Below are 24,880 nucleotides of genomic sequence, written 5' to 3'. Positions count from 1 at the left end.
TTTTTCAACAGTACATCTCGATACTTCGATGCATGCTTCGACGTCTCGGTCGCGTGGCCGCTACCGCGCTGCTCGCCATCGCCACCACCGGCACCATCCTCGCCGTGTCCGCGTCCCCCGCCCTCGCCGACGGCTGCTACACCTGGAGCGGCACCCTCGCCCAGGGCTCGTCCGGTGAGGCGGTCCGCCAGCTGCAGATCCGGGTCGCCGGCTACCCCGGCTCCGGCGGGGTGCTGGCCCTCGACGGGCAGTTCGGCCCCGGCACCAAGGCGGCCGTGCAGCGCTTCCAGAGCGCGTACGGTCTCGCCGCCGACGGCATCGCCGGCCCGCAGACGTTCGCGAAGATCTACGCCCTGCAGGACGACGACTGCACGCCGGTGAACTTCTCCTACGGCGAGCTCAACAGCTGCAACAGCACCTGGACCGGCGGCGCCGTCCCGGCCGCCACGGCCAAGGCGAACGCCCTGGTCACCATGTGGAAGCTGCAGGCGCTGCGGCACGCGCTCGGCGACGTGCCGATCACGGTCACCAGCGGGTTCCGCAGCACCTCGTGCAACAGCGCGGTCGGCGGCGCCGCGGGCAGCCGCCACCTCTACGGCGACGCCGCCGACCTGGTCTCGGGCTCCCGGTCGCTGTGCCAGCTCGCCCAGGAGGCCCGCAACCACGGCTTCGCCGGCATCCTCGGGCCCGGCTACCCCGACCACAACGACCACACGCACGTCGACGGCCGCCCGTCGCGCTTCTGGTCGGCCCCGAACTGCGGCGTGGCGAGCCTCACCGGCGGCCTCGACCCGCTCGGCGACGACTGAGCCGGCCGAGCCGCCGGACCCGGGTGGGCGTGCGCCCGCCGGGGTCCGGCGGACGGTTCGCGGCGGTGCTGGACCTAGCCTTCGCGAGCGTCGGCGCCGAAGAGCCCGGCCAGGAGCGGGCGGTACACCCGGGCCGAGTCGCCGAGCGGGCTGAAGTGCGACCCGGCGTTGTCGTCGAGGTAGGTGGTCGCCACGTCCACCGTGTCGATCGGGTGGCCGGCGCGCGCCGCGGCGAGCAGGACGCGCATCTCGTAGTCGAAGCCGTCGCCGGGGATGCCGAGCAGCCAGGGCAGGTGCTCGGCCGGGTAGGCCCGCAGGCCCGTCTGGGTGTCGCGGACGCGCAGGCCGGTCGCGGCGCGGAACAGGGCCGCGGTGAGCCCGTTGCCGACGCGGCTGCGCAGCGGGACGCCGGCGCCGAACTCGCGCACCCCGAGCGCGATGCGGCCGGTGACCTCGGTGTGCCGGGCGACCCGCCGCACGTCCTCGGCGCGGTGCTGGCCGTCGGCGTCGGCGCAGACCACGCCGTGACCGGGCCACGCCTCGGCGATGTGGGCGAGGCCGGTGCGCAGGGCGGCGCCCTTGCCGCGGTTGGCCGGGTGGTGCAGCACGGTCGCGCCGAGCGCCCGCGCCGCGTCCAGCACCGCGGCGGCCCCGGGCCCGCCGCCGTCGTCGACCACCACCGCCGGTGCGTCGTTGCCGAGCGCGGTGAGCAGCTGGGGGAGGTGGAAGCTGGGGCGGTACACCGGCAGCAGCGCGATCATCCAAGGTCGATACCCCGCCGGGGGCGAGATCACTCACCGGCCGCCGCGGCGGGCCAGGGCGACCGCGAGGCGCTCGCGGCGGCGCAGGGCCGCGGGGCTGGACGCGCCCAGGAAACACAGGCGGGAGCCGAGCCGCAGCAGCCGCTCGGGCTGCCACGGGCCCGCGGCCGGGATGTCGAGCAGCGCGGCGCCCCGCAGCCGCAGGATCTTGCCGGCCAGGTACCGCACCCGCGGCAGATGCCACGCGTGGGAGACCAGGCCGAGCGGCTCGGCGGGGCTGTACGGCCCGCCGACGAGCCCGTCCTCGACCAGGTTGAGCAGGTTCTCGAGGGTGCTGCGGGAGCGCGTCTCGGCGAGGAGGCGGCTCGCCCGGCCCAGGCCCGCCTCCCGCGCGGCGCGCAGCATCAGGTCGCCCTCGCGGTGGCCCGGGGGCGGCTCCGGCGCGCCCAGCGAGGCGCCGGCCCAGCCGCCGGTGAAGACGATCCGCGCGGGGGCGCCGGCCCGCTCGACGTGCTCGGCGGCGGCCCGGACGCGGGCCAGACTGTCGTCGGTGAGCGCCCAGCCGGCCTGGTGCCGCACCACGCCGCGGCCGAAGACGAGCAGCGTGCTGGCGTTCGCGGGCATGACGTGACCGTAACCCGGTCGATATGCTGCCCGGCATGAGGGGGCGCGGGGCGCGGCGCATCGCGGCGGTGCTCGCCTGTGTCGCGGCCGGCGTGCTCGGGGCCACGCCCGCGCCCGGCGAGGCGGCCCGCCCGCCGCTGCGGGTGCTGCAGCTCAACCTGTGCGACAGCGGGTTCGCGGGCTGCTACACGGGCCGGGCGGTCGCGGTGGCCGCGGGCGAGCTGCGCACGCACCGGCCCGACGTGGTCACGCTCAACGAGATCTGCGCCGGGGACGTCGAGGCCCTCGGCGCGGTGCTCGCGTGGGTGTTCCCGGGCGACACGATCGTGCGCGCGTTCGAGCCGGCCGGGGACCGGCGCGGCGGGGGGCCGTTCGCGTGCGTGAACGGGGAGGAGTACGGCATCGGCCTGCTCGCCCGCGTCACCGGGCCGCGCCGCGCGACCGTGATCGACGGCGGCCTCTACCCGGACCAGGACGTCAACGACCCCGAGGAGCGCGCCTGGGTCTGCGTGCACGCGCGCGGGGCGTACCAGGCGTGCACGACCCACCTGGCCAACACCGTGCCGGCGGTGGCGTTCGCGCAGTGCCGGTACCTCTTCGGCATCGCGATCCCCGGGCTGCACACGCGCGCCGGATACGAGCCGACCGTGGCCGCGGGCGACTTCAACCTCGCCGACCAGGCGCAGGGGTGCGTGCCCGGCGACGGGTACGTGCGCGCCGGCGACGGGTCGGTGCAGCACGTGTTCGCCACCGCCGACCACGCGCTCACGGGCACGGACGCGCTGGACCTGCGGCAGGCGACGGATCACCCCGGGCTGCTGGTGTCGCTCGCCCCGCGCTGAGCCGGGTGCGTCGGCGGCCCGCGGTGCGGCGGCCCGATCATGCCCGTAGGCTGCCGCCGTGCTGGTCGTCGCTGTGCTGCTGCTGGTCGCCGTGCTCGGATTCGCCGTGGCGCGGCCGTTCGGGCTGCCCGAGGCCGTGGCCGCGGTCCCGGCGGCGGTCCTGGCGGTGCTCTTCGGCCTCGTCTCGCGCACCGCTGCCTGGGCCGAGGTCCGCGAGCTCGGCCCCACCGTGGGGTTCCTCGCGGCCGTGCTGCTGCTGTCGTACCTCGCGGAGGTGCACGGCGTCTTCGCGTACATCGGCGACCTGGCCGCCCGCCACTCCCAGGGCCGCCCGCAGCGCCTGCTGGGGGCGGTCTTCGCCGCGGCCGCCCTGGTCACCGCGGTCCTCAGCCTCGACGCGACGGTGGTGCTGCTGACCCCGGTCGTCTTCGCCGCCGCCCTGCGCATCCGCGCCCGCCCCGACCCGCACGTCTACGCCTGCACCCACCTGGCGAACTCGGCCTCACTACTCCTGCCGGTCTCCAACCTCACCAACCTGCTCGCGTTCGCCGCGAGCGGCCTAGGCTTCGCGGCCTTCGCCGGGCTGATGGCCGCCCCGTGGCTGGCGGTGGTCGCGGTCGAGTACGTCATCCTGCGCCGCTTCTTCGCCTCCGACCTCGCCGTGGCGTCCACGCCACCCGCCGCCGAGCCGGCGAAGGCCCCGCGCTACGCCCTCGTCGTGCTGGTCCTCACCCTCGCCGGCTTCGCCGCGGGCCAGCCCGTGGGGATCCACCCCGCCTTCGCGGCCGCGGCCGGCGCCCTGGCCCTGGCCGTCCCCCTGATCCGCGCCCGCACACTGGAGCTCAAGGCCGCGATCAAGGCCGCGAACCCGGCCTTCTGCGCCTTCGTCCTCGGCCTGGGCGTGGTGGTCCTGGCGGTGCGCGAGCACGGCCTGGGCCGGCTCGTCGACGCGCTGACCCCGCGCGACGCGTCCTTCCTGGGCCTGCTGGCGGTCGCGGCCCTGGCGGCGCTGCTGGCGAACCTGCTGAACAACCTGCCGGCGACGCTGGTGCTGGTGCCGGCGGTGCAGCACTCGCCGGGCCTGCTGCTGGCGGTGCTCATCGGGGTGAACGTGGGCCCGAACCTTACGTACGTCGGCTCCCTCGCGACCCTGCTGTGGCGCCAGATCCTGCACGCGCGCGACGCCGCTCCCTCGGCTGGGCGGTTCCTGCGGCTGGGCGCGCTGACGGTGCCGGCGGCGCTGCTGGCGGCGGTGGCGGCGCTGTGGGCCGGTCTGCGGATCGCGGGGATGTGAACGTTCGCTTCTTGTGTCCGATATGTCGGGCGCTTCGCGCCGCGACATATCGGATTTATACCCTGTCGGGGGATCTGCCCGATTCGGCGGCGGCCGCTTCGTCTTCGCCAAAGGCCGCCCCGTGGCGATCGTGCGCGCGGAAGGCGCCTGAAGGGCCGCGGTGCCGGGCCTCGGCGGTGGGCCTCGACTCAGACGTCGTGGAGGAACATGGTCATGGCGTGCAGGCGGTCGCCGGCCGGCGTGAGCACCATGAGCCCGCCGGGTCGCTCGAAGGCGGTACCCACGAGCTGTGAGGCGAACGCGGGCTGCCCGTTCATGCGAGTCGGGCGCAGCCGGAGCCGCAGCCCTTGACCGGCGCGCCAGGCGGCACTGGCCCGCAGGAACGAGGCGATCGCCGCCGGCCCGCGGTACTCGTGCGGGGCGGGCGGCATGGCCAGCCAGGCCTCGTCGGTGAGCAGCCCGACCACGGTGTCGATGTCGCCGCCGGTGAAGGCCTCGGCGAAGCGGTCGACCAGCCGGCGTTCCTGTGCCGACCCGGCCGCGGGTGCTGCCGCGCGGGTGGGTTCGCGGTGTCGTTCGATCGCCCCGCGGGCGCGCTGGAGCAGGCCTTTGACGGCGGCCGGTGTGGTGTCCAGCATCGGGGCGACAGCACCCGGCGGGTACCCCAGCACGTCACAGAGCACCAGCGCGGCGGCTTGCCGGGGTGTGAGCCGCTGCAGCGCGGCGACGAACGCCAGCTCGATGGCCTCCCGGGTGGTGTAGCGCGCCTCGGGGCCGGGATCGGTGTCGGGCAGCAACACGTCCGGGTACGGCTGCAGCCAGGTCGCATGAGTGCGACGGCTGGGCTCGGGGGGCTGGAACGGGGGCCGGGGCTCGGCCGGGATCCGCCGGCCGCGATCGCGCAGCGCGTTGAGGCAGCGATTGGTGGCGATCCGGTACAGCCACGACCGCGGCGACGCGCGGCCCTCGAACCCGTCGAGGCCGCGCCAGGCCGCCAGCAGTACCTCCTGCAGCACGTCCTCGGCGTCGGTCACCGAGCCCAGGAGGCGGTAGCAGTGCACGAGCAGCTCGCGCCGGTGCTCCGCCACCAGGTCCTCGAAGGTGACCTGTGTCACAGCCGTTCCATTTCCCGGGTCGTCGGTGTCGGTACGGGCACCACACCGATTGGAGAGATCATGACCAGTCCAGCATTGCAGATCGCCGTGGCCCACCACCGCGCATGGACGGCCGGGGACCTGGAGGCGGCGATGACCTACATCGCCGACGACGTGGTGCTCGACGCCCCCGCCGGGCGACTCGTCGGCCTGCGGGCGTACCGCGAATTTCTGGCGCCCTTCGCCGGACAGCTCCTGATCCGCTCGGAGATGCTCGCGGCGTTCGGCGACGAGAAGACGGCCCTGATCATGTACGACACCGAGACGGTCCCGGCCAGGAGCGCACCGGCGGCCGAGTGCGTCACCGTCCGGGACGGAAAAATCGTCCACAACCGGTTCATCTTCGACCGCGTGCCGTTCGAGGAGTTCCGACGCGGGCAGGCCGGCGATGGCGTTCGATGAGCACCTGGCCGCCCGGGTGCGGAAGATCGTCACCGAGCAGCCGGGCGTGACGGAGCAGCGGATGTTCGGCGGTCTCGCCTGGCTGGTGCACGGTCACATCGCCGTCGTCGCCCGGCACGACGGCGGCCTGATGGTGCGCGTCGCCCGGCCCGACCACGAGGCGATGCTCGCCGAGCCGGGCGCGGCCACGACGACGATGCGGGGCCGGCCCCTGCGAGGCTGGATCACGGTGGCCGAGCACGCCTGCGCCACACGTTCGGACCTGACCACCTGGGTTCGGCGCGGCCTGACCCACGCGCTGACGCTGCCGACCGATTGACGCCGACCGCCACCCGCCGACACCGCCGGGCGGGTGGCGGTCGGCACCGGTTCGTCGGCGCTTCGCGGTCGCTGCCGGGGCGGTTGCCGCGAGCCCTGCGTCAGGGAATTCGCCCGATTCGGCTCACGGGTGGCGACATGCGTGGATCGTCTGGGAACCTCGGTACATGCATGTGCTCGTCTGGCTAGCCGAGGGCACCTGGGCCGCCGCCGCCGAGGCCGCCGCCCGGCACGCCCCCTCCGATGCGCGCATCACCCTCCTGCACATCGTGGACCCGACCACGGCCGGCGAGGTGAGCGGCGCCTGGAGCGGCCTGCTCGGTCGCGGCCACCGCGACCCGGGCCCGGCCATGGCCGCGGCGTCCGAGGCCGCCGAGCGGGACCTCCTGACCGCGGCCGCCGCGTCGCTGGACCGGCCCTGCGAGACGGCCGTACGCCGTGGCCGCACCGAGCACGAGGTCATCGCCGCGTGCAACGAGCTCGGCGCGGACATGCTCGTGGTGGCGCGCGACGGCGACCGGACGCGGGTGGGCCCGCGGAGCCTGGGCCGCTTCACGCGCTTCGTGGTGGACCATGCACCGTGCCCCGTGCTGCTTGTATGGCCGGAGCAGCCACTGGTCACGACGCCGCCGCCCCCACCGCCGCCAGGTGCCGAGCCGCCCCCGCCGCCGCATCATCATCACGGCCCGCCGCCCCCACCGCCGGGTGTCGAGCCGCCCCCTCCGCCGCATCATCATCACGCCCCGCCGCCCCCGCGCCACTAGGGCGGGCCCGACCTGGATATCGCGGCGCACCGCCGGCCGATCACCGCAATTCGTGCGAGTCGGGACAGGCGCGACCGGCGCGGCGGTGGAATCGCACGGAGGCGACTGCGGAATTGCCGCTTCGGGTCCGGGGCAGACGCGGCTACGATTTTGCTCGGCGGATTCGCGTAGGTCGGGAAGCGATCGTGTCGGAGCATTCTCTATGGAACCGTGGATCCGACGCAGCTTCTCCGCGTGCCGCCTCACCAATCCCCAATCACGCCGCCGCTGCGCCTCCCGACGGAACTCATCCTTCCCGAGCCACCAGTTCCGAGCCTTCGTACGATCCCGCATAGCAGCCAATTCCCGCGAACTGAACAACTGCATCTGCCCCATACGAACAATTGTCCCAGAACACGACCGAAACCACGATCCCGAACCACGCCAAGCTCAAATAGCGAAGATTTTGCAACCGGGATCACCGAATGATGACCCGCACCGGCCCGGCACAGGAAATCGGCCAAGAGGAATGCCCAGTGGGCAACGACGCGGCGGGACCACGCTTACTCATTGGGCGGCCGCCGACGTCCCGCAGCCCGCGGCACGAGGATGCACAACCACGACCCTGAGGCGCGAGGATGCCCGGCCGCGTTCGCGAGGTGCGGGGGTGCGCAATCACGTGCCCGGGGTGCGCGTGTGCGGGGTGCCGGGGTGTGCGTTCACGTGCGGAGTGCGGGGATGCACAACCACGTCCCCGGGTGCGGAGGTTCGCAGTCGCGTGCGCGAGGTGCGGAACGTGCAGGTCGCGTGCGCGAGGGCGAGATGGTGGGCCGGACGATCCAGTGATCATCAGTGGCCCAGAGAGTCGACTTATCCCCGGTCAGGGTATAAATCCGACATGTCGCGGCGCGGAGCGCCCGACATGTCGTGTGGCAACATGATCCGAATGCGCCACGTGGACGATGACGGACGTCCGCGTCACCGTCACGCCCACCGATCCAGGGGTGGCGCTGCTGCCCGTGCTCGACCCGACCGTCACGGGCCGGCGGGGTCGCGACTGCTACCTCGGCCCGCACCGGGCGCGGATCGTGGACGGGCGCGGCAACGCGGGCGCGAAGGCCTGGGTCGGCGGGCGGTTCGTGGGGTGCTGGACGCAGGACGACGCCGGGGTCGTGCGCGTGCATCTGCTGCAGGACGTCCCGCGCAAGCGCCTCGACGAGGAGGCCGAGCGGCTCACGGCCTGGCCGGCAGGGCTTCGTGTCCCCGCGGCCTACCTGTCGCCGGCCGTGCGGGCGGGTAGATTCCCAGCGTGAGGACTGCCTGGTACGCGCTGCGCCGCGCCGACGTCGACGGCGGGACGATGCCGGTGCCGCCGGAGTGCGCCGAGGCCGAGACCGTCGTGCTCGACCACCGCGCCCACGGGGTCACCCCGGGCCGGCTGGTCTTCGACGCCGTGGCCGAGCGCGACGAGGACGGCGTGCGGATCGGTGTCGCGTGGCCGCCGGACGCGCATGTCGGCGTGCTCGTGGGGCTGACCTGGCAGCCGGCCCGCCGCCAGGTGCAGCTGCGCACGAAGCCGCTCGACGAGCCGCTGAAGGTCGACGGGATCGCGTACTTCCACGAGTACGACCCCCTGATCGTGACCCACGAGTTCCGTCCCGCCAACTCCAACCGGGGCAAGGTGCTGGACGCGGTGCGGCGCCACGGGCGGGTGTTCGAGGACGGCAGCGCGGTGTTTCCCGAGGCGGATCTCGTCAAGCGTGCCGGGCTCGGGCGCGGGACCCGCGGGACCTTCCTGCTGCGCAACGCGATCGACCAGCTCATCCGCGAGGGGTACGTCACCCGCGTCGACGGCAGCCTCGACGCCGAGGGCCGGCCGTCGTTCCCGCCCGCCGACGGCTGCGAGGTGGTGCCGATGCTGTTCTACGCGCCGCTGCTGGAGCCGGCCGTGCGGCCCGAGGAGCCGGCCGAGACCGACCCCTCCAACCGGCACGAGCACTGGGTCGCCGGCTTCATCCGCAAGCTGCAGCCCGGCACCCGCCCGTCCCCGCGCGCCCTCGCGCTGCACCGCCAGGCGATCGACAGCGGCCAGTTCCCCGACGAGCCGCTGGCGCCCGGGTACACGTTCGTGAAGAAGCACCACCGCAACGGCTGAGGCCTCACAGCGGCTTGGTGCAGAGCACGTCGGGCATCGGCAGGTAGCCGAGCGCCTGCCAGAACCGCAGCCCCGACGCGTTCTGCGGCATCACGAGCAGGTTCACGCGCGGGCAGCCGAGCGCCTTCAGCCGCTCCTCCAGCTCGGCGACGAGCCGGGTCGCGATGCCCTGGCGCCGCCGGGACGCGTCGACGGCGAGCCGGAGGATGAAGCCGCGGCGCCCGTCGTAGGTGCCCAGCACCACGCCCACCAGCGCGCCGTCGCCGGCCTCGGCGACCAGGAACAGCTCCGGGTCCCGGGTCAGCTTCGCCTCCAGCTCGGCCCGCGGCAGGACGTCGTTTCCGCCGGCCTCCCACAGCGCCACCGCGCCCTCGTAGTCGGCCCAGCGGAACGTGCGGATGCGCAAGGTGTGCTCCCCGGGCCGGGCCGCGGACGTGTGGGTGCCCATGTGTCGCACGGTACCGGGTCACGGGCACCATCACCCTGGAACGTCGGCCGGAGCAGTGGCCGGCCCGGCCGGGTGGTCCGCCGAGTAGCCGGCCGCCTGCAGCTCGAACAGCCGCGCGTACGCGCCGCCGGCGGCCATGAGCGCCGCGTGCGTGCCCTGCTCCACGATCCGGCCCTCGGCGAGCACCACGATGAGGTCGGCGGTGCGCACGGCGCTGAGCCGGTGCGAGATCAGCAGGTTCGTGCGCCCGGCCCGGTGCCGGTGCAGGTCGCGGTGCAGGTCGTGCTCGGCCTCGGCGTCCAGCCCGGCGCTGGGCTCGTCGAGGATCGCCAGGTCCCGGTCGCCGCGCAGGTAGGCCCGGGCGAGCGCGACCCGCTGCCACTGCCCGCCGGAGAGCAGCACCCCGGCCTCCGGGTCGTCGTCGCCGTCGGCGGCGTCGAAGAAGGTGCGGCTGAGCATGGTGTCGTAGCCGCGCGGCAGCCCCGACAGCGTCCCGTCGATCCCGGCGAGGGTCGCGGCCGCCCGCAGCCGGTCCCGGTCCTCTAGCGCGCCGAGGTCGCCGAGCCCGACGTTCTCCGCGGCGGTGAGGTCGAAGGCGACGTAGTCCTGGAACACCGCGGCGAGCCGCCGGCGCAGGCTCGCCGGGTCGAAGCCCCGGATGTCGGCGCCGTCCCACAGCACGGCGCCGCGCTGCGGGTCGTAGAACCGGCACAACAGCTTCACCAGCGTCGACTTGCCGGAGCCGTTGAGCCCCACGAGGGCGACGGCCTGCCCGCGGGGCAGGAACAGGTCGACGCCGCGCAGCACCCAGGGGTGGGCGTCGTCGTAGCGGAACCACACGTCGCGCAGCTCGATGCCCTCGCGCAGCGCGGGCACGGGCGGGGCGGCGGGCGCCACGGGCAGGTCCGGCCCCGCGCGCAGCACCGCGCGGTAGTGGCCGAAGTGCAACAGAGCCTCGTACGCCCCGCCGAGCTGGCCGACGAGCCCGACCAGTCCACTTTGGACACCGGCGACGGCGGCGACGAACACGGCGATGTCGCCGACGGAGAGCCGGCCGCCGGCCGCGTCGGCGACCACCCGGACGAGCCCGGCGCCGGCCGCGATGCCGCCGAGCGCGCTGAGCCCGGCCTGCACGAGCACCTCGCGCCGGTCCAGGGCCTGCTCGCCGTCGTTGGCCGCGCCGACCTCGCGCAGCAGCCGCCCGCGCAGGAAGCCGCCGAGGCCGAACAGCCGCACCTCCTTGGCCGCGCGCAGGTCGGTGAGCAGGTCGGCGTAGAACAGCTGGCGGCGGGCCCGCGGGCTCATCCGCCAGGCCATCGCCGCCCGCGCCCGGCCCAGCAGCACCTCGGCCGCGACCGCGGGGGCGGCGGCGAGCAGCACCACGGCGGTCATGACCGGGCTGAGCACCGACAGGGTGGCGACGAACCCGCCGACGGTGACCAGCATCCGGGCCGCGTCGATGCCGGGCTGCACGATCTGGCTGGCCGCGGCCTGCCCGGCCTGCTCGGCCATGCGCAGCCGGTCGTGGAAGCGGGGCTGCTCGAAGCGGCACAGCCCGACGAACCGGTTGACGGCCGCGAAGAGCTCGGCGCGGGCCAGCAGGTCGATGCGGCGGCGCAGCTGCGCGTCGAGGTACCGCTGCAGGTGCGGCACGGTCGCGCTGAGCACCCCGACGACGGCGAGCCCGGCGGCGAGCGCGATCAGGGTGCCGAGCGCCGGCCCGGGCCGCCCGATCCGGTCGATGACGAGCTTGGTCAGCCAGGCCCCGGCGACCGGCCAGGCCCCGGCGAGCAGGGCGAGGGCGGCCGAGCCGAGCAGCGCGCCCTTGCCGGCCCGCCACACGAGCGCGACGGCCGCCCCCGCCCGCGCTCCCAGCCCGCCCGCCTGCGGCCCCGGATCGGCCCAGGAGCCGGTGCTCATAGCGGCACGGGCTCGGAGAGGGACTCGACGCTGATCGCGTTCGCGCGCACCACGCCGTCGCGGACGAGGTAGAACGTCGGGAACAGGTGGTTGTCGAACGCGGTGGCGACGGGGCCGTCGAGGGGCTCCCGCAGGACCGTCGCGAAGGCTTCCAGCCCCTCGGTCAGGCGGTGCGCGTCGGCGTTGTCGGGGCCCGCGACGACCACGAGCGCCCGCTCGGGGGCGGCGCGCCCGGCCAGGAACGCGGCCAGGTCCGGCAGCTCGGTGACGCAGACCGAGCAGGTGGTGGACAGCAACGCGAGCACCTCGAGGTCCGGGCGGGACCCGGCGAAGGACGGCAGGGGGGTGCCGGGGCGCAGCAGTCCCGCGTCCGGGGACTTGGCCTTGAGCTCGGCGAGGGCAGTGGTGTGCTCGCGCAGGCGGCGGATGACCGCGACGGTGAGCAGGAGGTCGACCAGGCACAGCAGTCCGACGAGCGCGACCGCGGCGATGAGGAAGGGCATGAGGGGCTCCCGGAGGCTCGCGACCGCCGGCCGGCACCGTTCCCGGCGCCGGCCGGCGGCGTCAGGACGTCAGCAGCAGTCGTAGCAGACGTGGGTGCACGTGGTCTGCGTGCTGCACCGGCGCATCTTCTCCGAGCGGCCTCCCGTCCAGATGTAGCAGTAGATCTCGCAGCTGCCGCTCTCCCCGACGATCTGGCCGCGGCACGTGATTGCGTGCGCGGTCGTCTTCGGCAGCAGCGCGCCGAGCATCCGGTCGCCGAGGGCGTTGAGCACTCTGGACATGCGGGAACCTCCTGTATTGGCGTCCTTGCGGGCGCGGCGGCGATGACCGCCGGATCGACGCTCGCAAAGCCGGCTACGGGAGTCCTACCGCGTTGCTACCGAGCGGCCAGCCGGCGCCGCAGCACGCCGAGGATCCGGTCGGCGGGCAGTAGGCCCCACTCGCGCGAGTCGTAGCTGACCGCGCCGTCGCCGACGACGACGTACCGCCCGGCGGGCACCGGCGCCCCGGCGTCCAGCCCGCACGCCTCGGCGGCGCTGGCGGGCACCGGGTCGCCGGGCCCGGCGGCGACGCGCTTGATGTTCCACGGGCCGCGGGTGCCGGTGCGCCGCGGGAGGGCGTCCCAGTCCAGGTCGTCGGGGGGCGGCTGCAGCACCACGATGTCGCCGGGGCGCGCCGGCGGGGCCGGGCGGCGGCGCACCAGCAGCCGGTCGCCGTGCGCGAGGGTGGGCTCCATGCTCGGCCCGCTGACGGTGACGACGACGAACCGGCGGCGCAGGAACACGAAGGCGCCGGCGCCTCCGAGGAGGACGCCGGCGCCGATCAGGAGGGGCCTCATGGGCCCGAAGGGTATCGGGTCAGGAGACGGTGTAGGGGATCGTGAGGGTGGACTGGTTGCCGTTGGCGGCGGTGGCGTCCACGCGCACGGTGGTGTTCGCGTTGCCGATGGCGTTCCACAGCTCCAGCTTCACGCAGCCGCGGTTCATCGCCGACAGGGTGCCGGACGAGGACGCGAGGCCCGCGGCCTGGGTGTACTGCTCGGTGCCCGCGACCGGGTCGGTGGCGAAGTAGCGGTACGTCTCGACCCGGCCGTAGGTGCCGCCGCCGGTGAAGTCGTACGAGACCCGGGCCTGGACGCCCTGCCCGACCGCGGTGCCGGCGTCGATGTGCAACGCGAACTGGGTCGCCGCGCCGTTGGTCGCGCCGGTGATGCCGCATGCCGTGTAGGTGACCGGGTTGTGCGGGGTGCCGTCGTAGTTGCCGTTGGCCGCGGTGATGGTCTGCGTGGCCGCTCCGGCGCCGGCCGCGGTGTTCAGGGCCGGCCCCGAGCGCAGGAAGAACTTGTTGGAGCCGGCGGGCGGCGGCGGCGAGCTCGAGGCCGAGCGCGACGGCGACGGGGACGTGGTGGTGGGCGGCGGCGACGACGGCGGGTTGCTGGTCCCGTTCCCGCCGCTCCACGTGAAGGCCCCGTTGGTCGCGGTCGTCCCGGCCCCGACGCTCAGCGTGTGGCCGTCGGAGAACGTGACCGTGAGCGCCGTCGAGCCGAGGTTCGTCGCGGCGTACGTGCGCTGGCCGTTCTTCGTGAACACCGCGTACAGCGGCGTGTTCGCGGTCACCGAGGCGTCCACGGTGCCCAGCGCGGCGAGGTTGCGGATCCAGTGGAAGGTGTGCGCCCTGCTCTCGCCTTCCTCCGGGGTGTACCCGGGGTTCGCCCGCAGGTTCGCGAGCGCCTGGTCGCCGTTGCCCAGCGCCTGGAACGACCACAGCACGTCCTGCCACACCGTGGGCGGGCCGCCGTTGTTGGTCGTCATCTCGTTGTAGTTGGTGGCGATGTACGAGGGCTTGTACCCCATGTAGAAGGAGCCGCCGGTCACCGGGAGCATGTTGATGCCCTGGATCATCTCCGGCTCGCCGCTGAACCAGGTCGCGTAGGCCCCGCCGTCGCCCCAGACCATGCCGACCGTGTTGTGCGCGAACGTGGACGGGAAGTTCTGGTTGGCGGAGTCGAACCAGTACTCCTGGATCGCCTGCGCCTGCGTGGAGTAGATGTAGAGCCCGGCGTCGCGGACCGCGGTGTTGCCGGTCGCGATGCCCCACTGGATGAGCGCGTTGGCGAAGTTCATGCCCTCCGACGAGGACTCCTGGTTGTTGCCGGCCCCGAACGACCCGTGCCCGGACGCCCAGTCGTGCCCGGCGTAGATGTCGAAGTCGCGCAGGAACGGGAACATGGTGTCGCCCCGGTCCGGGTTGTTGGCGTCCCGGATGAGCAGGTTGACCATCCCGCCGTACGCGCTCGTGGCCGCCCACGCCTTGTCGAACTTGGCGAGGGTCGCGGCCGCGGCGATGTAGTAGCCGTAGTGGAAGTGGTGGTCGTTGAGCTCCTGGTCGGAGCCGTACGAGGCCGGGTAGCCGATGAGCGTGCCCCACGCCTGGTTGTAGACGAACAGCCGCTGCGACTCGCCCGAGCCCGCGGTGAACCAGTCGGTCAGGCGGGTGCGGATGGCGTTCAGCAGCGCGTCGCGCTGGGCGGTGCGGCCGAGCTGGTCGGCGAGCTCGGCGGCCCGGGCGGCGCGGCCGAGGGCCTTGCCGGTCCAGTAGGTGTCGTTGCCGAACCCGGCCAGCGGGTCGCCGGTGGCCACCTGGTCCAGGTAGGCGCCGACGGTGCTCAGGTCGGCGCCGGCGGAGTCGGCGACCGCGGGGATCTCCGGCAGCACGCCCTGGTAGCGGGTGGCCGTCGTGAACGCGCCGGTGCCCGTGAGCACCTTCATCGTCCCGCGCGGGGAGACGTAGGTCTGCGTGATCGGGGTGCTGCCCGACAGGCTCTTCCACTGGTGCGGGTAGAGCGCGAGCACCGTGCCGGAGCCGGTGCCCTCGCGGGCGGTGGTGGTGACGGTGTAGCTGGCGTTGACGGTGCTCGCCGACTGGTTGTAGCTCCACGCGACGCGGGTGCCGGTGACGTGGTTGTGGGCGTACGTGCCGTACGTGTTCGCAAGCGCCGTGCGGTCCGCGGCCGAGGTCGACGTGGTGGTTGGCAGCAGCGCGACGGAGAAGTAGTCCTTGCCGGCCAGCGTCGAGGTGATGGTCGAGCCGCTGACCGTCCACGTCGCCCCGGTGGGCGCGTAGGCCATGTAGTCGTGGCCGCGCACGGTGAACCCGACGCGGGCGCCGCTGTTGGACCACACGGTGGGCGCGCCGCCGAAGGTCAGCTGCGCGTTGCCGCCGGAGGTGCGGGCGTACACGAACGGGATCCCGTGGCCGATGGTCGTCTTCAGCGTGCGGGCGCCGTCGGACCACGAGGGGGTGACGGTCCAGTCGGTCCAGCCGTCCACCAGGGTGTTCGGCGCGTTCAGGCCGGCCACGCCGAGGGTGAACTCGGTGGTGTACGGGAAGTGGTACTCCCCGACGCCGGTCGCGGTGCCGGAGATGGCGGCCTCGGTGGTGTACGAGACGCCGAGGCCGTTCGCGGCGGGCTTGAACGCCATCGGGTGGGCCTCGAGCGGCAGGGAGTAGTTGCAGTCGGTCCGCTTGAACAGCAGCGACGACCACCAGTCGTTCGTGGGCACGGCTCCGGCGGGGGCGTTCGCGGTGACGTACTGCCGCGGGTTCGTCGCGATGCCGCCGCAGCCGGTCGGGCCCGTGGCACCGGCCGGGGTGGTGGTGGCGTAGCTGCCGGAGCCGAGCGTGGCGGCCTCGGCGCTGGGGAGGGCGAGGAAGGTCAGCGCGGTGGCGACCACGGCGACGGCGATCGCACCGGCCGCGATGGGCCGGCCTTTTCTCAGGCGCATGGGGTGGACTCCGTGAGTTCGAAGTGGCGGGCTTCGGGGGTCCTTGCGAATTCTGCGCACCATATGCGACCAGTGTCAATGACGGGTTTCCGGAGAGCGCTCTCAATCTCCGCCGTGAGCTGCCCATACGTGTTGAGAGCGCTCTCGCCACAAGTCGGACCCATCCGGCGCGGTCCCGGCTGCGAATCATCGGCGAAGGTACCGATTGAAGGGGATTACTCATGGTTCGCACCAAGTTCGCCGCCGTGGCCGCCGCCACCGCCCTCGCCCTGTCCCTCGCCGCGTGCGGGGGCGGCTCGTCGCACGACACGGCCGCACCGTCGGCGCCGACGTCGGCCCCGATGACGACCGCCGCCGCCCCGTCCAGTGCCGCGCCGATGACGGGCACGGGAACGCAGTTCGGCTCGGGCTGCGCGGCGGTGCCGACGGACCCGGCCAACCCGGGCAGCTTCGACGCGATGGCCAAGGTCCCGGTCGCCTCCGCGGCCGCCGGCAACCCGCTGCTGTCCACCCTGGTCGGTGCGGTGAAGCAGGCCAACCTGGTCGACTCGCTCAACAACGCCAACGGCATCACCGTCTTCGCGCCGACCAACGACGCGTTCGGGAAGATCCCGAAGGCCGATCTGGACAAGGTGCTGGCCGACCCGAAGACCCTCGCCGCCGTGCTGACCTACCACGTGGTGTCCGGCAAGCTGAGCCCGTCGGAACTGGCCGGCACCCACAAGACCCTGCAGGGCACCGACCTCATGGTGACCGGCTCCGGCACCAGCTTCACCGTCAACGGCAACGCCATGGTCGTGTGCGGCAACGTGCAGACGGCGAACGCGACCGTCTACATCGTCGACACCGTGCTCATGCCCAAGAGCTGATGTCCACCGTGCAGAGCCGCCGCCGCGCCGGCCGGTCGGGCCTCGCGGGCCTGCTGGCCGCGGCGGCGGGAGTCGCCGTCGCCGAGCTGATCGCGGCGCTCACCGACCCGGCGGCCGGCCCGGCCGTCGCGGTCGGCGGGGTGCTCGTCGACGCGGCCCCGACGCCGGTCAAGGAGTTCGCGGTGCGCACCTTCGGCACCGCGGACAAGCCGGTCCTGCTCGGCGGGATCGCCGTCGCGCTGGCCGTGGTCGCCGTGGTCGTCGGGCTGCTCGCGGCCCGGCGGCGCCGGTACGGCACGGCCGGGGCCGCGCTCTTCGCCGTCGTCGGCGCCGCGGCGGCCCTGAGCCGCCCGGCCGCCGGCCCCCTCGCGGTGCTGCCGTCCCTGGTGGGCGGGGCCGTCACCGGGATCCTGCTGTGGACGGCGCACCGGGAGCCGCCCCGGCCGGACGGGTTCGACCGGCGCGCCTTCCTGCGGGCCGCGGCCCTCGTCGCCGTCGCGGGCGGGGGAGCGGTGCTGACCCGCCGCGTGCGGGGCGGGCAGGCGGCCCGGGACCGCGCCGCCGTACGGCTGCCCGCCCCCGCCGATCCCGTGCCGCCCCTGCCGGCCGGGCAGGACCCCGGCTTCGTGACCGCGAACGAGGACTTCTACCGCGTCGACACCGCGCTCACCGTGCCGCGGGTCGACCTCGGCGCCTGGCGGCTGCGCATCCACGGCCGGGTCGAGCGGCCGCGCACGTTCACCTTCGCCGAGCTGCTCCAGCGGCCCCTGGTCGAGCGGCACATCACGCTCAACTGCGTGTCGAACGAGATCGGCGGCCCGTACATCGGCACCGCCCGCTGGCTCGGGGTGCCGCTCGCCCCGCTGCTGCGCGAGGCCGGGATCGACCCGGGCGCCGACCAGGTCGTGGCCCGCTCGGTCGACGGGATGAGCATCGGCACCCCGCTCGGCACCGTGCTCGACACCCCGGACGTGCTGCTGTGCGTCGGCATGAACGGGGAGCCGCTGCCGCTCGAGCACGGGTTCCCGGTGCGGATGCTGACGCCGGGGGTGTACGGCTACGCGGGCGCCTGCAAATGGCTCACCGAGATCGAGCTGACCACGTTCGCCGCCGTCGACGCGTACTGGGTCGAGCGCGGCTGGGCGCCCCGCGGGCCGGTCAAGACCGCGTCGCGCATCGACCGCCCCGGCTCGTTCGGGCACGTGCGGGCCGGCTCGGTCCCGGTGGCCGGGGTCGCCTGGGCCCAGGGCCGCGGGATCGCCGCGGTCGAGGTGCAGGTCGACGCCGAGCCGTGGCGGCGGGCCGAGCTGTTGCCGGTGCCCTCGGACGACACCTGGGTGCAGTGGCGGCTGACGTGGGCCGCGCCGCCCGGCCCGCACACGCTGCGCGTCCGGGCCACCGACCGGACCGGCGCGCTCCAGCCGGAGCGGCGGGCCACCCCGTTCCCCGACGGCGCCACCGGCTGGCACACGGTGACGGTCACCGTCGACGGCTGATGCGCGCCCGCGTACGGTGTGATCATGTTCAGCGTATCCCTCGGGGGCGGGGCCGAGCTGCGCCCGCTGGAGCCGTGGCAGGCCGCGGAGTTCCTCGCCCACATGGACCGGGCCCGGGAGACGGTCGACCCCTGGATCCCGTGGGCGTCGGTCAGCACCGACCTCGACTCGGCCCGCGCGACCCTGCAGCGCTACGCCGACCTGCAGGCCCGCGACGCCGGGCGACTGTTCGGCATCTGGCTGGACGGCACGCTCGTCGGCGGGACCATGTTCGTGCACTTCGGCGCCGACGCCGGGGCCTGCGAGATCGGGGTCTGGCTCGAACCCGCCGGGCAGGGCCGCGGCCTGGTGACCGCGGCGGCGCGGGTGCTCATCGACTGGGCCGTCAACACCCGGGGCCTGCACCGGGTCGAGTGGAAGTGCAGGCCCGACAACACCGCGAGCTCCGCGGTGGCGCGCCGGCTCGGGATGCGCCTCGACGGCGTCCTTCGGGAGTCGTACCTGTACCACGGCGCCCGGCACGACACGGAGGTCTGGTCACTGCTGGCGACCGACTCCCTCGGGGCGGCGGGCTGACGGCTCGGGCGCCTCGGGCCGGCCCTCGACGGAGGCCGGCCACCAGAACCACTCGCCCAGCAGCAGGGCCAGGGCCGGCACGACGATCGTGCGCACGACGAGGGTGTCGACGACCACGCCGATGCCCACGATGACGCCGATCTGGGTCAGCACGATCACCGGGAGCACGCCGAGCACCGCGAACACCGCGGCGAGCAGGATGCCGGCCGAGGTGATCACGCCGCCGGTCGTGGCCAGGGCCCGGACCATGCCCGCGCGGGTGCCCAGGTGCGGGGCCTCCTCCCGGGCCCGGGTGGCCAGGAAGATGTTGTAGTCGACGCCGAGCGCCACGAGGAACAGGAATGCCAGCAGCGGCACGGCGGTGCCCAGCGCCGGGATGTCCAGCACGTGGCGCAGCACGAGACTCGCGGCGCCGAGGCTGGCCGCGAAGCTCACCACGACCGTGACCAGCAACAGCAGGGGCGCGACCAGCGAGCGCAGCACGAGCACGAGGACGAGCAGGACGACGGCGAGCACCAGCGGTACGACCACGTAGTCGTCGCGAAGGTTGGCCTCGCGCTCGTCGAGGTCCGCCGCGGGGTCCCCGCCCACGAGCGCGCCCGCGCCCGGGATCCCGGCCAGGGCCGCGCGCAGGTCCTGGACCGTGCGGTCCGCCGCGGCCGTGCCGGAGCCGCTGGTCAGGTCCACGGTGAAGGTCACGAGCGCGCCGTCGTCGGAGCGCTCGGGCTCGCCGACCTCGGCGACGCCCGCGACCCCGTTCGCGGCGGCCCGGGCACGGTCGGCGGCGGGCGCGTCGACGATGACCGCGACCGGCTGGGCGGCGCCGGCCGGGAAGTGCCGCGCGAGGGCCTCGGCGCCGGTGACGGACTCGACCTCGGTGCGGAACTGCTCGGTCTGCGACAGCCCGATCTTCGTGCCGGCGAGCCCGGCGGTCAGGGCGGCGAGGAGCACGACGGCGGCGGCGAGCACGAGGCGGGGGCGGCGCTGGACCCCGCCGGCGACGCGTGACCAGAACCCGGCGTGGGCCGGGTCCTCGGAGCCGACCCGCGGCACGAACGGCCAGAACACGCCGCGGGGCAGGCACACGAGCGCGGCCGGGAGCACGACGAGGCCGAAGACGAGCGCGACGATCACGCCGAGCGCGGCGGCCGCGCCCAGCGTGCGGTTGGTGGTCAGCACCGCGAAGAGCAGCGTGAGCAGGGCGAGCACCACGGTGGTGGCGCTGCCGATGACGGCCGGGGCGGCCCCGCGCAGGGCGGCGGCCATGGCCCCGCGGCGGTTCCCGGTGTGGCGGAGCTCTTCGCGGTACCGGGCGATGAGCAGCAGCGCGTAGTCCGTCCCGGCCCCGAAGACCAGCACGGACACGATGCCGCTGATCTGGCCCTGCGTGGGCTGGCCGGCGACCTTGGCGACCCAGGGCAGCAGCTTCGCGACGACCTGGTCGGCGGTGCCGATGACCGCGAGCGGGACGAGCCACAGGATCGGGCTGCGGTACGTCACCAGCAGCAGCACCGCCACGACGATCGCGGTCGCGGCCAGCAGCGTGAGGTCGGCGCCGTCGAACGCGGCCGAGATGTCCCGGGCGAACGCGGGGCCGCCGGTGACGCGCACCCGCAGTCCCTCGGGCGGCTGGACGCCGGTCACCGCGGCGCGCAGCCGCTCCACCTCGCCGGCGACCTGCTCGGTCCCGCCGGCCCGCAGCGGCACCGCGACGAGCATCGCCTGCCGGTCGTCGGACGGCGCCGCGGGCGCGACCCGGCCGCCGAGCGCGATCGGCCCGGCGGCGGCCCGGGCCCGGTCGACCGCCTGCCGGTCGGCGTCGGTCAGCGGCCCGCCCTCCCGCTCGAAGATCACCAGGGCGGTCTGCGTGCGGCCGCTGGGGAACCGGTCCTGCAGCTCGGTGACCCGCGTCGACTGCTTGCCGGCGGGGAGCCCGTCGGTGGCCCGGGCGGCCGGCTGCTCCGGCGAGGTGGCGAACGCCAGCGCCGTCAGGCCGGCCGCCACGAGCAGGACGATGATCGCCCCGATCCGGCCGGTGATCGCCGTCGCAATCCGCATCGCGTAGCCTTTCGGAGAGATCTTTCGATGATGGAAAGGTTTCCCCGAGTGATACCCCGCAAACTCGACCCGACGCAAGAATCGACGCAACACCCGTTGTGTCACCCTGGGTCACCCCACCGGTTCGGCCCCCGCGTCGCGCCAGGCGGTCCCGCGCCGCTCGTACTCGAACAGCTCCTGCACCGCGATGGCGACCCGCGGCCCGTACTCGCGCTCGACCAGGTGCAGTCCCAGGTCCAGCCCGGAGCTGACCCCGCCCGCGGTGACCAGGTCGCCGTCGTCGACCACCCGGGCGCGCACGGGCCGCGCGCCGGCCGCCGCGAGCGCGTCCATCCCGAGCGTGTGCGTGACCGCGGGCCGCCCCCGCAGCAGCCCGGCCAGCGCGAGCGCGAGCGAGCCGCCGCAGACGGTCGCGACCGTGACCCCGGGGGCGTCCAGGGCCGCGCGGACCTGCGCGATCAGGGCCGACCGGGCGACCCGGCCGAGGATCGCCGGGATCTCTGCGACCGCCCCGCCGGCCCCCGGCACGATCACGTACCCCGGCGCCGCGGGGTCCAGGGCGGCCGTCGCGCGCAGGCCCAGCCCGCGGGTGGCCCCGGTGACCTCGCCCGGGCCGTGCGCGGCCACGAGCCGCACCTCGTCCTGCGGCCGCCCGGCGAGGTCGGCCCCGGCGGCGAGGACCTCGAACGGGGCGATGACGTCGAGCGGGTCGAAGCCGTCGAACAACACGATCTGCATCAGCATGCCCACGATGCTCGCCGCGGGCGGGCCGGGCGCCCAGTGGCAAGATTGCCGTAGTCCGGCTGTTTCGTGCCAAGGGGTTCGTGTGCACACCGTAGTCGTCCTCGCCCTGCCCGACACGATCGCGTTCGACCTCGCGACGCCGATCGAGACGCTCGGGCGGGTGCCCGGGTACCGCGTCGAGGTCTGCGCCGCGACCGAGGTCGTCGACGCCGGCCCGATGCGCATCGCGGTGCGGCAGGGGCTCGAGGCGCTCGCGACGGCCGACACGATCGTCGTGCCCGGCCGCAGCGCCGACGCCCCGGCCGATCCCGCGACGCTCGACGCGCTGCGGGCGGCCGCGGCGGCCGGCACCCGCATCACGTCCATCTGCGTCGGCGCCTTCACGCTCGCCGAGGCCGGGCTCCTCGACGGGCGGCGCGCCACCACGCACTGGGCCGCGGCGGAGGAGTTCCGCCGGCGGTACCCCCGCGTCGACCTGGACCCGGCCGTGCTCTACGTCGACACCGGGCAGTTCGTCACCTCGGCCGGGGCCACCGCCGGCGTCGACATGTGCCTGCACCTGGTCCGCCGCGACCACGGGGCCGCGGCGGCCGCGCACGCATCACGGCTCGCGGTCGCGCCGCTGCACCGGGACGGGGGACAGGCGCAGTACGTCGCCCGCCCCGCCCCGCCCGACGACGCCGGGCTCGGGCCGGTGCTCGCCTGGCTGGAGCGGCACGCGCACCGGGACCTGAGCCTCGCGGAGATCGCCGCGCGCGCAGGCCTGAGCGTGCGCACCCTGAACCGCCGCTTCCACGAGGAGACCGGCAGCAGCCCGATGCGGTGGCTGGCCGCGGCGCGGGTGCGGCGCGCGCAGGAGCTGCTGGAGACGACCGGGCACGGGGTCGAGCGGATCGCGCACCTGGCCGGATTCGTGTCGCCGACGAACTTCCGGGCGCAGTTCAAGCGCGCGACCGGGGTGACGCCGCAGGCTTACCGCACCACGTTCCGGTGAGACGGTCCACGGCGGCGGGTGCGAAGATTGGTCCGTGGTCGATCAAACACCCAAGCAGGCCTTTGTCCACGCGGCCGGGGCCGGCGGGGCCTGGGCGGCGGTGCTGACATACGGGCGGCACCGCCGCGAGGTCCAGGGCACCGAGCCGGGCGCGCCCGCCGACCGGATGGCGCTGACCGCGGTCGTCGCGGGCCTGGAGTGCCTGACCCGGCCGACCGTGGTCGAGGTGCGGGTGCACAGCGACTACGTGCGCGGGGGCGGCGAGGGTGGGCTGTGGGAGCGGCTGCGGGCCGCGACCCGGACGCACGAGGTCACGTGGGCCTGGTCGGGCGACCACCCGGAGCTGGCCCGGGCGCGGGAGATGGTCGGCTCCGCTCGTTCGGCGCCCGACGCTGCCCCTGATACGGCGGACGCCGCCGCCGGCGCCGAGCCCGGCGCGGCGCCGGAGGAGTTCGCCGAGGCGCTCGGGGAGCACGTCGCCAACGACCCCGACGCCCCCGACCCGGCCGAGCTCGTCGAGCTCGCGGACGCGATGATCGAGGACGAGCACCGGGCCATCGTCGCCGTCGGCCCGGCCGCGATCACGTTCGAGGAGATCGGCGCGGTCAAGGTGCCGCCGGAGATCGCCGCCCAGGCCCGGGTGGGCTGGCGGATCCTGCTCTCCGCGGCACATGTCGAGGGGAACTGGTATCTGCTGGACGTCGCCGGCTGATGCGCCCCGAACCCGGCCAGGTGCTGCACTTCTCGGAGGATCCGGCGATCGAGCGGTTCGCCCCGCACGTGGCCGCGACCGCGCAGCAGCTCGAGGCCTACGTCTGGGCCGTCGACGCCGCCCGCGCCCCCGACTACTGGTTCCCGCGCCAATGTCCCCGCGCGATGGCGTGGGCGATCGGGACGACCACCGGCACCGACCGGGACCGCATCGCCGGCGCCGGCTGCGGCCCACGGGTGCACGCCATCGAGTTCGGCTGGCTGGACGCGATGCGCACGACGCGGCTGTACGCGTACCGCTTCGCGGCCGCTGCCTTCCGCCCGTTCGGCGACGCCGGGCACGCCCAGGTGGCGGAGGAGCCGGTGGTCCCGCTCGGCCCCGCGGAGCCGGTCGGCAACCTGCTGGACCTGCACGCCGAGGCCGGGATTCAGCTGCGCGTGCTCGGCAACCTGTGGCCGTTCTGGGACGCGGTGACCGCGAGCACCATGGCCTTCAGCGGCATCCGCCTGCGCAACGCCCGGCCGCGCCCCCACCTGCTCTGATCACGCCCCCGCTCGCGGCGGGCGGCGCCGGACGCGCGCCGGTGCCGGGCCGTCGGAGGCGTCGGGGAACGCTGCCGCCGCGTCGCGCACGCACGGCCGCACGTGCCGCCGGCCGCGTGTCGTCGTGCGCGCTGGCCAGGCGGTGCTGCTCGTTCGAGTAGTGGGCGGCGTCCCGTCCGGGACCTAGCGTCGGGATCGTGTACGGCTACGTTATCGCGGACGTTTTCACCGATACCGCGCTCGAAGGCAACCCGCTCGCCGTCGTTCCCGACGCGGCCGGGCTCTCCGCCGAGTGCATGCAGCGCATCGCGCGCGAGATGAACCTCTCCGAGACCACGTTCGTGTTGCCGCCCGTCGCCGGCGGGGACGTGCGCGTGCGGATCTTCACGCCCGTCGGTGAGCTTCCGTTCGCCGGGCATCCGACGTTCGGCACCGCCGTGGTGCTCGCCGCGACCGAGCATCCCAGTGTGCGCGACGGCGGGCTGCGCATGGAGACCGGCATGGGCGTCGTGCCGTTCCGGTTCACCGGGCGGGAGTCCCGCGCCCGGCGGGCCATCACCGCGCGCATGCGGCAGCCGATTCCGGTGTGGGAGCCGTACGCGCGCGCCGCCGAACTGCTCGCGGCGCTCGGGGTCGAGCAGTCCACGCTGCCCGTCGAGGTCTACCGCAACGGCCCCCGGCACGCCTTCGTGGGCCTGGACAGCGTCGAGGCGCTCTCGGCGCTGCGCGTCGACCTGCGGGCCCTCGCCGAGCACGAGGACCTCGCGGCGAACTGTTTCGCGCCCACCGACGACCCGCTCGTGTGGCGGGCGCGGATGTTCTCGCCCGCCTACGGGGTGACCGAGGACGCCGGCACCGGCTCGGCCGCCGGCCCCCTCGCGCTGCACCTCGGCCGGCACGGGCTGGTGCCGCTCGGCGGGGCGATCACCGTCCGGCAGGGCGTGGAGATGGGCCGGCCGTCCACGATCCGCGCGCAGGTCTCGATGCTCGGCGGCCGGGTCGAGCGGGTCGAGATCGCGGGCAGTGCGGTGGTCGTGGCGGACGGCCGTCTCCACATCTGAGCGACCAGGGGGGTGCCCGTGCCCGAAACGGCGCACCGGCTCCGGCGGCGCGCTCGCCTGGTCCTTCGC

General features: G+C 74.7%; 26 protein-coding genes. 15 read left to right on the top strand and 11 right to left on the bottom strand.

Annotation, left to right across the window (positions count from 1 at the left end; genetic code table 11):
* Nucleotides 1-32: 32 nt before the first annotated feature.
* Nucleotides 33-809, top strand: a complete 777-nt coding sequence (locus tag ACQP2P_RS30970; protein ID WP_433606775.1) for a D-Ala-D-Ala carboxypeptidase family metallohydrolase — start codon at nt 33-35, stop codon at nt 807-809.
* A gap of 74 nt (nt 810-883) precedes the next feature.
* Here the strand turns inward: ACQP2P_RS30970 and ACQP2P_RS30965 are convergent, their stop codons facing one another.
* Nucleotides 884-1,570, bottom strand: a complete 687-nt coding sequence (locus tag ACQP2P_RS30965) for a glycosyltransferase family 2 protein (protein WP_433606773.1) — start codon at nt 1,568-1,570, stop codon at nt 884-886.
* Nucleotides 1,571-1,603: 33 nt separating this feature from the next.
* Nucleotides 1,604-2,194, bottom strand: a complete 591-nt coding sequence (locus ACQP2P_RS30960) for a YdcF family protein (protein ID WP_433606771.1) — start codon at nt 2,192-2,194, stop codon at nt 1,604-1,606.
* Nucleotides 2,195-2,229: 35 nt separating this feature from the next.
* On the opposite strand from ACQP2P_RS30960, the gene ACQP2P_RS30955 reads away from it, so the two are divergent.
* Nucleotides 2,230-3,036 carry an endonuclease/exonuclease/phosphatase family protein gene (locus tag ACQP2P_RS30955; protein ID WP_433606770.1) on the top strand — a complete coding sequence of 269 codons (807 nt, stop codon included), beginning with the start codon at nt 2,230-2,232 and terminating at the stop codon, nt 3,034-3,036.
* 58 nt (nt 3,037-3,094) lie between these two features.
* Nucleotides 3,095-4,330, top strand: a complete 1,236-nt coding sequence (locus tag ACQP2P_RS30950) for an SLC13 family permease (RefSeq protein WP_433606768.1) — start codon at nt 3,095-3,097, stop codon at nt 4,328-4,330.
* A 188-nt stretch (nt 4,331-4,518) separates the two neighbouring features.
* Here the strand turns inward: ACQP2P_RS30950 and ACQP2P_RS30945 are convergent, their stop codons facing one another.
* Complete coding sequence (locus ACQP2P_RS30945) at nt 4,519-5,445, bottom strand: RNA polymerase subunit sigma-70 (protein ID WP_433606765.1); 927 nt, start codon at nt 5,443-5,445, stop codon at nt 4,519-4,521.
* A 60-nt stretch (nt 5,446-5,505) separates the two neighbouring features.
* Between ACQP2P_RS30945 and ACQP2P_RS30940 the strand changes: the two genes are divergently transcribed.
* From ACQP2P_RS30940 to ACQP2P_RS30920, 5 genes are all read left to right on the top strand, one after another.
* A complete protein-coding gene (locus ACQP2P_RS30940) occupies nt 5,506-5,886 on the top strand; it encodes a nuclear transport factor 2 family protein (protein ID WP_433606763.1) in 381 nt (126 codons plus the stop codon).
* Nucleotides 5,873-6,205 carry a TfoX/Sxy family protein gene (locus ACQP2P_RS30935; RefSeq protein WP_433606761.1) on the top strand — a complete coding sequence of 111 codons (333 nt, stop codon included), beginning with the start codon at nt 5,873-5,875 and terminating at the stop codon, nt 6,203-6,205. The genes ACQP2P_RS30940 and ACQP2P_RS30935 overlap by 14 nt, the downstream gene beginning before the upstream one ends.
* A 166-nt stretch (nt 6,206-6,371) precedes the next feature.
* Complete coding sequence (locus ACQP2P_RS30930) at nt 6,372-6,968, top strand: universal stress protein (protein WP_433606759.1); 597 nt, start codon at nt 6,372-6,374, stop codon at nt 6,966-6,968.
* Nucleotides 6,969-7,909: 941 nt separating this feature from the next.
* Nucleotides 7,910-8,260, top strand: coding sequence for a DNA glycosylase AlkZ-like family protein (locus tag ACQP2P_RS30925; protein ID WP_433606757.1), 351 nt, complete (start codon nt 7,910-7,912; stop codon nt 8,258-8,260).
* Nucleotides 8,257-9,102: a hypothetical protein gene (locus ACQP2P_RS30920; RefSeq protein ID WP_433606755.1), complete on the top strand. Its 846-nt coding sequence runs from the start codon at nt 8,257-8,259 to the stop codon at nt 9,100-9,102. Before ACQP2P_RS30925 ends, ACQP2P_RS30920 begins: the two co-directional genes overlap by 4 nt.
* 4 nt (nt 9,103-9,106) lie before the next feature.
* On the opposite strand, the gene ACQP2P_RS30915 is transcribed toward ACQP2P_RS30920, so the two are convergent.
* The 6 genes from ACQP2P_RS30915 to ACQP2P_RS30890 all read right to left on the bottom strand — a co-directional run bounded on the left by ACQP2P_RS30915 (nt 9,107) and on the right by ACQP2P_RS30890 (nt 15,759).
* Complete coding sequence (locus tag ACQP2P_RS30915) at nt 9,107-9,550, bottom strand: GNAT family N-acetyltransferase (protein ID WP_433606753.1); 444 nt, start codon at nt 9,548-9,550, stop codon at nt 9,107-9,109.
* Between the two features lie 30 nt (nt 9,551-9,580).
* Complete coding sequence (locus ACQP2P_RS30910) at nt 9,581-11,470, bottom strand: ABC transporter ATP-binding protein (protein WP_433606751.1); 1,890 nt, start codon at nt 11,468-11,470, stop codon at nt 9,581-9,583.
* On the bottom strand, nt 11,467-11,973 hold the full coding sequence (locus ACQP2P_RS30905) for a hypothetical protein (protein ID WP_433606749.1): 507 nt from the start codon (nt 11,971-11,973) through the stop codon (nt 11,467-11,469). The genes ACQP2P_RS30910 and ACQP2P_RS30905 overlap by 4 nt, the downstream gene beginning before the upstream one ends.
* Before the next feature lie 69 nt (nt 11,974-12,042).
* Nucleotides 12,043-12,255, bottom strand: coding sequence for a hypothetical protein (locus ACQP2P_RS30900; protein ID WP_433606747.1), 213 nt, complete (start codon nt 12,253-12,255; stop codon nt 12,043-12,045).
* A 95-nt stretch (nt 12,256-12,350) separates the two neighbouring features.
* Complete coding sequence (locus ACQP2P_RS30895; protein ID WP_433606745.1) at nt 12,351-12,812, bottom strand: S26 family signal peptidase; 462 nt, start codon at nt 12,810-12,812, stop codon at nt 12,351-12,353.
* 19 nt (nt 12,813-12,831) lie between these two features.
* Nucleotides 12,832-15,759, bottom strand: coding sequence for a glycosyl hydrolase (locus tag ACQP2P_RS30890; protein WP_433606743.1), 2,928 nt, complete (start codon nt 15,757-15,759; stop codon nt 12,832-12,834).
* A gap of 221 nt (nt 15,760-15,980) precedes the next feature.
* Here ACQP2P_RS30890 and ACQP2P_RS30885 point away from each other — a divergent pair, with 221 nt between their 5' ends.
* The 3 genes from ACQP2P_RS30885 to ACQP2P_RS30875 are packed head-to-tail and all read left to right on the top strand — an operon-like array spanning nt 15,981 to nt 18,700.
* Nucleotides 15,981-16,628, top strand: a complete 648-nt coding sequence (locus tag ACQP2P_RS30885; RefSeq protein WP_433606742.1) for a fasciclin domain-containing protein — start codon at nt 15,981-15,983, stop codon at nt 16,626-16,628.
* A complete protein-coding gene (locus tag ACQP2P_RS30880; protein WP_433606740.1) occupies nt 16,628-18,124 on the top strand; it encodes a molybdopterin-dependent oxidoreductase in 1,497 nt (498 codons plus the stop codon). Before ACQP2P_RS30885 ends, ACQP2P_RS30880 begins: the two co-directional genes overlap by 1 nt.
* A 24-nt stretch (nt 18,125-18,148) precedes the next feature.
* Nucleotides 18,149-18,700, top strand: a complete 552-nt coding sequence (locus ACQP2P_RS30875; RefSeq protein WP_433606738.1) for a GNAT family N-acetyltransferase — start codon at nt 18,149-18,151, stop codon at nt 18,698-18,700.
* Here the strand turns inward: ACQP2P_RS30875 and ACQP2P_RS30870 are convergent.
* Together ACQP2P_RS30870 and ACQP2P_RS30865 are read right to left on the bottom strand one after the other, a co-directional pair.
* Nucleotides 18,662-20,758 carry an MMPL family transporter gene (locus ACQP2P_RS30870; protein WP_433606736.1) on the bottom strand — a complete coding sequence of 699 codons (2,097 nt, stop codon included), beginning with the start codon at nt 20,756-20,758 and terminating at the stop codon, nt 18,662-18,664. The two genes, ACQP2P_RS30875 and ACQP2P_RS30870, sit on opposite strands and share 39 nt — an antisense overlap.
* Nucleotides 20,759-20,869: 111 nt before the next feature.
* Nucleotides 20,870-21,502 (bottom strand): DJ-1/PfpI family protein, encoded by a 633-nt coding sequence (locus ACQP2P_RS30865; RefSeq protein ID WP_433606734.1) that lies wholly within the window; start codon nt 21,500-21,502, stop codon nt 20,870-20,872.
* A gap of 82 nt (nt 21,503-21,584) precedes the next feature.
* Here ACQP2P_RS30865 and ACQP2P_RS30860 point away from each other — a divergent pair, with 82 nt between their 5' ends.
* The 4 genes from ACQP2P_RS30860 (at nt 21,585) to ACQP2P_RS30845 (ending at nt 24,811) form a co-directional block, all read left to right on the top strand.
* A complete protein-coding gene (locus ACQP2P_RS30860) occupies nt 21,585-22,496 on the top strand; it encodes a GlxA family transcriptional regulator (RefSeq protein WP_433606732.1) in 912 nt (303 codons plus the stop codon).
* Nucleotides 22,497-22,530: 34 nt separating this feature from the next.
* Complete coding sequence (locus ACQP2P_RS30855) at nt 22,531-23,208, top strand: hypothetical protein (RefSeq protein ID WP_433606730.1); 678 nt, start codon at nt 22,531-22,533, stop codon at nt 23,206-23,208.
* Entirely contained in the window at nt 23,208-23,750 is a 543-nt protein-coding gene (locus tag ACQP2P_RS30850; protein ID WP_433606728.1) for a DUF6886 family protein, read from the top strand. The genes ACQP2P_RS30855 and ACQP2P_RS30850 overlap by 1 nt, the downstream gene beginning before the upstream one ends.
* A gap of 197 nt (nt 23,751-23,947) precedes the next feature.
* Nucleotides 23,948-24,811 (top strand): PhzF family phenazine biosynthesis protein, encoded by an 864-nt coding sequence (locus ACQP2P_RS30845; protein ID WP_433606726.1) that lies wholly within the window; start codon nt 23,948-23,950, stop codon nt 24,809-24,811.
* The last annotated feature ends 69 nt before the right edge of the window (nt 24,812-24,880 follow it).

Source organism: Dactylosporangium sp. CA-139114 (assembly GCF_050955725.1).
Taxonomy (GTDB): domain Bacteria; phylum Actinomycetota; class Actinomycetes; order Mycobacteriales; family Micromonosporaceae; genus Dactylosporangium.
Note: the sequence above shows the minus strand (reverse complement) of the source record. Positions and strands in the feature narration are given on the sequence as shown.

Excerpts from the sequence above, each read along its gene's own strand:
- ACQP2P_RS30970 (WP_433606775.1), top strand. The coding sequence starts at position 33 with ATGCTTCGACGTCTCGGTCGCGTGGCCGCTACCGCGCTGCTCGCCATC.
- ACQP2P_RS30870 (WP_433606736.1), bottom strand. The coding sequence starts at position 20,758 with ATGCGGATTGCGACGGCGATCACCGGCCGGATCGGGGCGATCATCGTC.
- ACQP2P_RS30900 (WP_433606747.1), bottom strand. The coding sequence starts at position 12,255 with ATGTCCAGAGTGCTCAACGCCCTCGGCGACCGGATGCTCGGCGCGCTG.
- ACQP2P_RS30850 (WP_433606728.1), top strand. The coding sequence starts at position 23,208 with ATGCGCCCCGAACCCGGCCAGGTGCTGCACTTCTCGGAGGATCCGGCG.
- ACQP2P_RS30865 (WP_433606734.1), bottom strand. The coding sequence starts at position 21,502 with ATGCTGATGCAGATCGTGTTGTTCGACGGCTTCGACCCGCTCGACGTC.
- ACQP2P_RS30910 (WP_433606751.1), bottom strand. The coding sequence starts at position 11,470 with ATGAGCACCGGCTCCTGGGCCGATCCGGGGCCGCAGGCGGGCGGGCTG.
- ACQP2P_RS30885 (WP_433606742.1), top strand. The coding sequence starts at position 15,981 with ATGGTTCGCACCAAGTTCGCCGCCGTGGCCGCCGCCACCGCCCTCGCC.
- ACQP2P_RS30915 (WP_433606753.1), bottom strand. The coding sequence starts at position 9,550 with ATGGGCACCCACACGTCCGCGGCCCGGCCCGGGGAGCACACCTTGCGC.
- ACQP2P_RS30930 (WP_433606759.1), top strand. The coding sequence starts at position 6,372 with ATGCATGTGCTCGTCTGGCTAGCCGAGGGCACCTGGGCCGCCGCCGCC.
- ACQP2P_RS30925 (WP_433606757.1), top strand. The coding sequence starts at position 7,910 with ATGACGGACGTCCGCGTCACCGTCACGCCCACCGATCCAGGGGTGGCG.
- ACQP2P_RS30875 (WP_433606738.1), top strand. The coding sequence starts at position 18,149 with ATGTTCAGCGTATCCCTCGGGGGCGGGGCCGAGCTGCGCCCGCTGGAG.
- ACQP2P_RS30935 (WP_433606761.1), top strand. The coding sequence starts at position 5,873 with ATGGCGTTCGATGAGCACCTGGCCGCCCGGGTGCGGAAGATCGTCACC.
- ACQP2P_RS30965 (WP_433606773.1), bottom strand. The coding sequence starts at position 1,570 with ATGATCGCGCTGCTGCCGGTGTACCGCCCCAGCTTCCACCTCCCCCAG.
- ACQP2P_RS30905 (WP_433606749.1), bottom strand. The coding sequence starts at position 11,973 with ATGCCCTTCCTCATCGCCGCGGTCGCGCTCGTCGGACTGCTGTGCCTG.
- ACQP2P_RS30890 (WP_433606743.1), bottom strand. The coding sequence starts at position 15,759 with ATGCGCCTGAGAAAAGGCCGGCCCATCGCGGCCGGTGCGATCGCCGTC.
- ACQP2P_RS30955 (WP_433606770.1), top strand. The coding sequence starts at position 2,230 with ATGAGGGGGCGCGGGGCGCGGCGCATCGCGGCGGTGCTCGCCTGTGTC.
- ACQP2P_RS30880 (WP_433606740.1), top strand. The coding sequence starts at position 16,628 with ATGTCCACCGTGCAGAGCCGCCGCCGCGCCGGCCGGTCGGGCCTCGCG.
- ACQP2P_RS30895 (WP_433606745.1), bottom strand. The coding sequence starts at position 12,812 with ATGAGGCCCCTCCTGATCGGCGCCGGCGTCCTCCTCGGAGGCGCCGGC.
- ACQP2P_RS30940 (WP_433606763.1), top strand. The coding sequence starts at position 5,506 with ATGACCAGTCCAGCATTGCAGATCGCCGTGGCCCACCACCGCGCATGG.
- ACQP2P_RS30960 (WP_433606771.1), bottom strand. The coding sequence starts at position 2,194 with ATGCCCGCGAACGCCAGCACGCTGCTCGTCTTCGGCCGCGGCGTGGTG.